The sequence below is a fragment of the Arthrobacter sp. SO3 genome, assembly GCF_020532825.1.
In the GTDB taxonomy this organism is placed as follows: Bacteria; Actinomycetota; Actinomycetes; order Actinomycetales; family Micrococcaceae; genus Arthrobacter.
The window spans coordinates 38,880-45,554 of the sequence record NZ_MQTS01000244.1 but is presented as its reverse complement, the minus strand read 5'-3'; the positions used below and the strand labels follow the sequence as shown (position 1 = coordinate 45,554).

At 69.9% G+C, this 6,675-nt stretch carries 7 protein-coding genes; 3 read left to right on the top strand and 4 right to left on the bottom strand.

Annotated elements, in window-relative coordinates:
- Window positions 1-743 (top strand): class I adenylate-forming enzyme family protein (locus BJQ90_RS21255; protein ID WP_226762162.1); only part of this gene is annotated, 743 nt, incomplete at its 5' end.
- On the top strand, window positions 736-1,980 hold the full coding sequence (locus BJQ90_RS21250) for a thiolase family protein (protein ID WP_226762161.1): 1,245 nt from the start codon (window positions 736-738) through the stop codon (window positions 1,978-1,980). The genes BJQ90_RS21255 and BJQ90_RS21250, both read left to right, overlap by 8 nt.
- Window positions 1,981-2,097: 117 nt before the next feature.
- Here the strand turns inward: BJQ90_RS21250 and BJQ90_RS21245 are convergent, their stop codons facing one another.
- From BJQ90_RS21245 to BJQ90_RS21235, 3 genes are read right to left on the bottom strand one after another with little or no spacing between them, the layout of a single operon-like run.
- On the bottom strand, window positions 2,098-2,751 hold the full coding sequence (locus BJQ90_RS21245) for an energy-coupling factor transporter transmembrane component T family protein (protein WP_226762160.1): 654 nt from the start codon (window positions 2,749-2,751) through the stop codon (window positions 2,098-2,100).
- Window positions 2,748-3,515, bottom strand: coding sequence for an energy-coupling factor ABC transporter ATP-binding protein (locus BJQ90_RS21240; RefSeq protein WP_226762159.1), 768 nt, complete (start codon window positions 3,513-3,515; stop codon window positions 2,748-2,750). The genes BJQ90_RS21245 and BJQ90_RS21240 overlap by 4 nt, the downstream gene beginning before the upstream one ends.
- A complete protein-coding gene (locus tag BJQ90_RS21235) occupies window positions 3,512-4,195 on the bottom strand; it encodes a biotin transporter BioY (protein WP_226762158.1) in 684 nt (227 codons plus the stop codon). The genes BJQ90_RS21240 and BJQ90_RS21235 overlap by 4 nt, the downstream gene beginning before the upstream one ends.
- 321 nt (window positions 4,196-4,516) lie before the next feature.
- Between BJQ90_RS21235 and BJQ90_RS21230 the strand changes: the two genes are divergently transcribed.
- A complete protein-coding gene (locus tag BJQ90_RS21230; RefSeq protein WP_226762157.1) occupies window positions 4,517-6,115 on the top strand; it encodes an ABC-F family ATP-binding cassette domain-containing protein in 1,599 nt (532 codons plus the stop codon).
- 36 nt (window positions 6,116-6,151) lie between these two features.
- Here the strand turns inward: BJQ90_RS21230 and BJQ90_RS21225 are convergent, their stop codons facing one another.
- A complete protein-coding gene (locus BJQ90_RS21225; protein ID WP_226762156.1) occupies window positions 6,152-6,628 on the bottom strand; it encodes a YbaK/EbsC family protein in 477 nt (158 codons plus the stop codon).
- Window positions 6,629-6,675: the final 47 nt, after the last annotated feature.

Genomic DNA, 6,675 nt, shown 5'->3' with positions numbered 1-6,675 from the left:
GGGTCGACGCCTCGGGCATCCGCAGCATCATCTGCGCGGGTTCAAAACTGGACGCCCGGACCCTGGAAGCTGCCCGCCGCTGGGCGCCCAACGCGACCATCTTCGAGTATTACGGCGCCTCGGAGCTCAGCTTCGTCTCCGGGGCCGGCCTCCCGCCCGGCAAGGCGCCGGAGCAGCGCGGAACCGGCATCGGGAAGCCGTTTCCCGGCGTCGACATCCGCATCCTCGACGACGCCGGCCTCCAGCTGCCCGACGGCATCGACGGCAACATCTGCGTCCGCAGCGGAATGGTCAGCGACGGCTACCTCTGGGGCGACGACGGCCAGGCCCTGCAGAGCTTCGACGGCTGGCACACGGTGGGGGACCAGGGCTTCCTCGACGCCGGGGTCCTGCACATGCTGGGCCGCCGCTCGGACATGATCATCACCGCGGGCACCAACGTCTACCCGCACGAGATTGAGCTGGCGCTGGCCTCCGTCCCCGGCGTGGCCGCCGCCGTGGCCGCCGGCCGCAAGGACGATCTCCGCGGCCAGAAGGTCATCGCCGGTATTGTCCCCTCGCACGGCGGATTGACCGCCACCCAGCTGAAGGCGGGCGTCGAGGACGTGCTGGCCCGCAACAAGCGGCCAATGGAATACTTCGTCCTGGCCGGGCTGCCGCTGACCGACCGCGGCAAGCTCAGCCGGGAGCTGCTGCTCGACTGGATTGACCGCAACGACCCCCGGATCCGGCGCCTTGTCTGAGGGGGAGCCCTGGGCGCTGCCCGAGGACCGGCAGCCGGTCATCATCGCCGCCCGCCGGACCCCGATCTGCCGCGCCAACGGTGCGCTCAAGTCGCTGCCCGCCCACGGACTGCTTGCCCCGGTGATCCGCGAACTTCTCACCGGTCTTCTCGGCGGGGACGGCGTGCCCCCGGTGTCCGTGACGGACGTGGTGATTGGCAATGCGGTCGGCGGCGGCGGCAACGTGGCCCGGCTCGCCGCCCTCGAAGCGGGGCTGCCCGTCAGCGTCCCCGGCCTGACCGTGGACCGCCAGTGCGGCTCCGGACTGGACGCGATCGTGCTGGCCTCCAGGCTCGTGGCCGCCGGGGGCGGCGGCCTGTACCTGGCCGGCGGGGTGGAGAGCATCAGCACCGCACCAATGCGCGCCCGCCGGGACGCGGACGGGGCCCCGGCATTCTTCGCCCGGGCGCAGTTCTCACCCCTGGCCCTCGGGGATCCGGACATGGGGGTCGCCGCCGAAAATGTGGCCATCCACTGCGGGATCAGCCGGGAGCGGCAGGACGGGTTCGCGCTGCGTAGCCACCGGCGCGCCCTTGCCTCCGCCGCCGCGGGGTTCTTCGACGCCGAGACCGTCCCGCTCGGGGTCGGTTCCGGGCCTGACGGGCCACCCGCGGTCAGTGCCGACGACGGGCCACGCCTGGTCAGTGCCGATGACGGGCCGCGCCGCGGCCTCACCGAAGCCGTGCTCGCGCGCTTCCCGCCGGCGTTTGCGCCGGGCGGCACGGTGACCGCAGGGAACTCCTGCTTCGACGCGGACGGCGCCGCCGCCGTCGTGATCACCACGGTGGAACGTGCCCGCGCACTGGGAGCCCGCGACGGCCTCCTGGTGCGGGGCACGGACACGGCCGGCGTGGATCCGCAACTGCTCGGGATCGGGGCGGCCGCGGCCGCCGAACGCCTGCTGGAACGCTGTGGCGTGACTGCTGCGGAACTGGGCCTGGTGGAGTTCAACGAGGCGTTCGCGTCGCAAACCCTTGCATGCCTGGACCGGCTCGGCATCCCCGCGGAACGCGCCAACCTCGACGGCGGCGCCCTGGCGCTGGGGCACGCCTACGGGGCGTCCGGCGCGGTGCTCGTGACCCGGCTGCTGGCCCAGGCCCGCCGCAGCCCGGTCGCCGGCCAGTTGGCACTGGCAATGATCAGCATCGCCGGGGGCATGGGGACCGCCGCGCTGCTGGAGTACCAGGCCCTGTCGTAGGAGCCTTACCCCAGGGGAGCGGGGGACATGCCCAGTCCCGGGCTCAAGCATTGGACATAGTGGGATTATGTCCCGTGGCCCGGGTCACGGGAGGGCATGTCCCTCGGGGCTGGCAGGCTACGCAGGCTTCTCGGGCTCGGGCTCTGACTCGGTGTCGGGCTCGCCCAGGCCGCGTGCGGCGAGGGCGTCGCCGGTCTGCCGGGCGAAGGCCACGGTGGTGATGAAGACCGGGAGGATCAGGGCGCGGGGGTTGCGTTCCAGGCCCCGGGCCCGGGCGGAATCACGCACGTCGCTATAGGCACCAGCGATGAACGGGATGCTGCGCAGCATAATGGCAATCGTCAGCGCGAAGCGCTCCGGATCCGCGCCGAAGCGCCGGAACGGCCGCGCAAGGGAAGCCACCCCGTCGAGCAGCCGCTGCACCGGCGTAGTGGCGGTGAGGATCGACGCCGCAACAATGCAGACCAGCACGTTGAGCACAATCCGCGCCGCGGTGGGTCCGCCGAGCTGCCACCACTGGAACAGCCCGATCATCGCGAGGACCGGCAGCACAGGCCGCACCGCCCGGAACAGCCGCAGCAGGCCCGCGCCGCTGAGCAGAAACACGGTGCACATCACGGCCAGTGCCGCGGCTGCCGCGGCCCAGTCCACGATCAGGAAGGACGCCATACCGCAGCCGAGGACGAGCAGGAACTTCAGCCACAGCGGCGCGCGGTGCAGCGGGGAGGTGCCGGGTACGTAGTTGGCCAGCAGGAATCCGTGGCCGCTCACGGCCGCTCCGGACAGGGCTGTTCCAGCCGCGGCCGTTCCAATCCTGCACCGTAGGGAGCGAGCCCCGCAGCGCAGAGCGCCCGGTAGTATCCGACGGCGGCCGCCGGGGCGCCGTCGAACACCACCGTGGCGGCGTCGACCACGAGGACCCGGTCCAGGTCCAGGGCGAGTTCAAGGTCGTGGGTGGAGAGGATGACCTGCTGGCTGAGCCCGGCCAGGGTCCGGCGCAGCAATTCCCGGTTGCGCAGGTCCAGCAGGGTGGACGGCTCGTCCAGGACCAGCACTTCGGGGTCCACGGCGAGGACGGCGGCGAGGGCCAGGAGCTGGCGCTCCCCGCCGGAAAGCTCATAGATGCTCTGGTCGGCCAGTGCCAGCAACCCGAAACGGTCCAGAGTTGCCTCCGCCTGGCGGCTGCGTTCCCGGCCGTTCCGGACAGACCGGCGGAGCGACAGTTCCACGTCCTCCCGCCCGGTCGGCATCACCAACTGGGACAGCGGATCCGTGAAGACGAAGCCGACGCGCCGTCGGACTTCCCGCACCGCCCGGACCGTGTCCCAGCTGTCCACCGTAACGGTGCCGCTGCTGGGCGCCACGAGTCCGTTGAGGAGCCGCAGCAGGGTGGACTTGCCGGAACCATTGGCCCCGATCACACCGATCCGCTGCTCGGTGAGCCGCAGGGTCAGTTCCTCAAGCAGGGTCTTGGGCGCGGGGCGGCCGTCGACCGCCACCCGCACCGCAGCCCGGTCCAGCACGATGGTGCTCACGGCCGGTGATCCACCTTGACGTCGGCGGTGTGTGTGGTGGCAGCCGCTCCGGTCCGGACCCGGCGGATTAGCAGATCCGGAAACGCCTTGTGCAGCGCCAGCGCAACGGTGACGGCGAGTACGTTCTTGATCACATCCCCGGGGTAAAAAACCAGGTCTGCGAGGAACGCCTTGGAGAAGTCCAGCTTCGCGTTGACCATCATGCCGAGGATGCCGAGGCCGTGGACGAAGATGATGCTGCTCACCATCGCGGCGGCGAAAAGCAGGACCGCGCGGAGCTTGCCGGGACGGCCCGCGGTGCGGCGCAGCACGACGACGGTCAGCCAGCCCACGGCCGCCGCCGCACCCACGAAGCCGATGATGTAGCCCGCCGACGGACCGGCCAGAACGCCGAGCCCGCTGCGCCCGCCGCTGAAGATCGGCAGCCCGGCAAGTCCGAGGAGCACATAGAGACCGACGGCGGCGAAGGCCCTGCCGGGGCCCAGTGCCAGGCCCGTGAGCATCACGGCGAGCGTCTGCACCGTGATGGGGACACCCATCCCGCCCACCGGAATGGCGGCAATCAGGGCGGATCCGGCCACGAGCGCGGCGAAGACGGCGATCAGCCCCAGATCGGTGGCGTTCCAGCGGCTCCGCTGCCGGGCGGGGGTGGCGGCCATGCTGCCGTCGGTCTTCGTCATGGGAGTTCCAATCGCAAGTAAAGGGGGACTGCTTCTGATTTTGACTCTACGAGCATGGCGGGAGGCGTTTTTTGTAGGTGCCCTACTAAGCAGGGCCGCGCCAGCTGGAGGCCCACACCAAAGGCCAGCGGCTGGACCCCGGCAACGTCCGGGCGGCGCCGCCGTCGTCGGTCGTTTCCTGCCACCGCCGCGCGCTTGTCATCGGCCGGATGCTGGACCGGTAGACTTGGAGAGGCCGTTCTCTCGGCCACACTGCCCCGGCCCCCTCCAGATTCCACCGTTGTGCCGCGGCGTTCCCTGTTGTGAAAGGCCTTAGCTGCATTGATTACCGTCCAGGATCTCGAACTGCGCGCCGGCGCCCGCCTCCTTATGGACCAGGTGAGCTTCCGGATCGACAAGGGAGACAAGATCGGCCTTGTGGGCCGTAACGGTGCAGGCAAGACCACACTGACCCGGGTGCTCGCGGGCGAAGGCCTCCCCGCCGGCGGCAAGGTCACGCGCAGCGGCGAGATCGGCTACCTGCCGCAGGATCCCCGGACCCCGGACATGGAGCAGCTGGCCCGCGACCGGATCCTGTCCGCCCGGGGCCTGGACATCGCCGTCAACAAGCTCAAGCAGACCCATGATGACATGGCCAGCGACGACGCCGAGGTCCAGCGCAAGGCGATGAACCGCTACGACCGGCTCGAGTCCGAGTTCCTGGCCGCCGGCGGCTACGCGGCCGAGGCCGAGGCCGCGGCGATCTGCTCGAACCTGGCGCTCCCGGACCGTCTGCTGAACCAGCCGCTCAAAACCCTTTCCGGTGGACAGCGCCGTCGTGTGGAGCTGGCACGGATCCTGTATTCGGACGCCGAAACGATGCTCCTCGATGAGCCCACCAACCACCTCGACGCGGACTCCATCACCTGGCTCCGGGAATTCCTGCGGAACCACCAGGGCGGTCTGATCGTGATCAGCCACGACACCGAGCTGCTGGAAGCCACCGTCAACAAGGTGTTCCTGCTCGATCCCAACCGCGCCCAGATCGACTTCTACAACATGGACTGGAAGCGCTACCTCCAGCAGCGCGAAACGGACGAGAAGGCCCGCAAGCGGGAGCGCGCCAACGCCGAGAAGAAGGCCCAGGTCCTCTTCGACCAGGCCAACAAGATGCGCGCCAAGGCCACCAAGGCCGTCGCCGCGCAGAACATGGCCAAGCGTGCCGAGCGTCTGCTCGGCGGGCTCGAGGCCGTGCGTGCGACCGACCGCGTGGCAGCCCTGCGCTTCCCGGATCCGTCACCCTGCGGCAAGACCCCGCTCACCGCGGACGGACTCAGCAAGTCCTTTGGCTCGCTGGAGATCTTCACCGACGTGGACCTGGCCATCGACCGCGGCTCCAAGGTGGTCATCCTGGGCCTCAACGGCGCCGGCAAGACCACCCTCCTGCGCATGCTGGCGGGCGTTGACAAGCCGGACACCGGCGAGGTCGTAGCGGGCCACGGCCTGAAAGTGGGCTACTACGCCCAGGAACACGAAACGCTGGACGTGGACCGCACCGTGCTGCAGAACATGCGCTCCTCCGCCCCGGACATGAACGACGCGGAAGTCCGCAACATCCTGGGCTCGTTCCTGTTCTCGGGCGACGACGTCGACAAGCCCGCCGGTGTGCTGTCCGGCGGCGAGAAGACCCGGCTGGCCTTGGCGACCATCGTGGCCTCGAGCGCGAATGTGCTGCTCCTCGACGAGCCCACAAACAACCTCGACCCGGCCAGCCGCGCCGAAATCCTCGGGGCCCTGAGCAACTACACGGGCGCCGTCGTGCTCGTGAGCCACGACGAAGGCGCCGTTGCCGCCCTGAACCCCGAGCGCGTCGTGCTGCTGCCCGACGGCATCGAGGACCACTGGAACGAAGACTACCTGGACCTGATTACGCTGGCGTAAGCTGCCAAGGCCGCCCGCGCGGACGGCTCCCTCTCGCTAGCGGACGGGCATCTCCACTGCGCCTGTGATCCGGCGCAGCTCCACGTAGCTGATGGAGAACATCGAGTGGTGGTCTCCTGCTCCGGCCCAGAGGACCTCATGAAATTTCAGGGACTCGTCCAGCAGCGTCTTGATCTTCTCCGGATGCCCGACCGGGGCCACGCCGCCTATCTCCTGGCCGGTGTGTTCCAGGACGAACTCGGGGGAGGCGCCGCGGATCTTTCCGGTGCCCAGCTGAGCGGCGACCTTCCGGACATCGACCCTCGCGGCGCCGCTGGCCAGGATCAGCAAGGGTGCGCCCCCGACGTCGAACACGAGGCTGTTGGTGATCGCGGCAACCCCACAACCCAGGGCGGCGGCCGCCGCTGCCGCCGTCGGGACTTTCGCATCAAGGACCGTCACCGTGTCAGCCGCGCCAAGGGCGGAGAGTGCGAGCTTGACCCGGCCCACGGGCTCCGAGAACAGCGTCGCCATCCCTCAGAACCCCTGGGCGTCCAGGATGGCGTCCTCTTCGTCCTCGG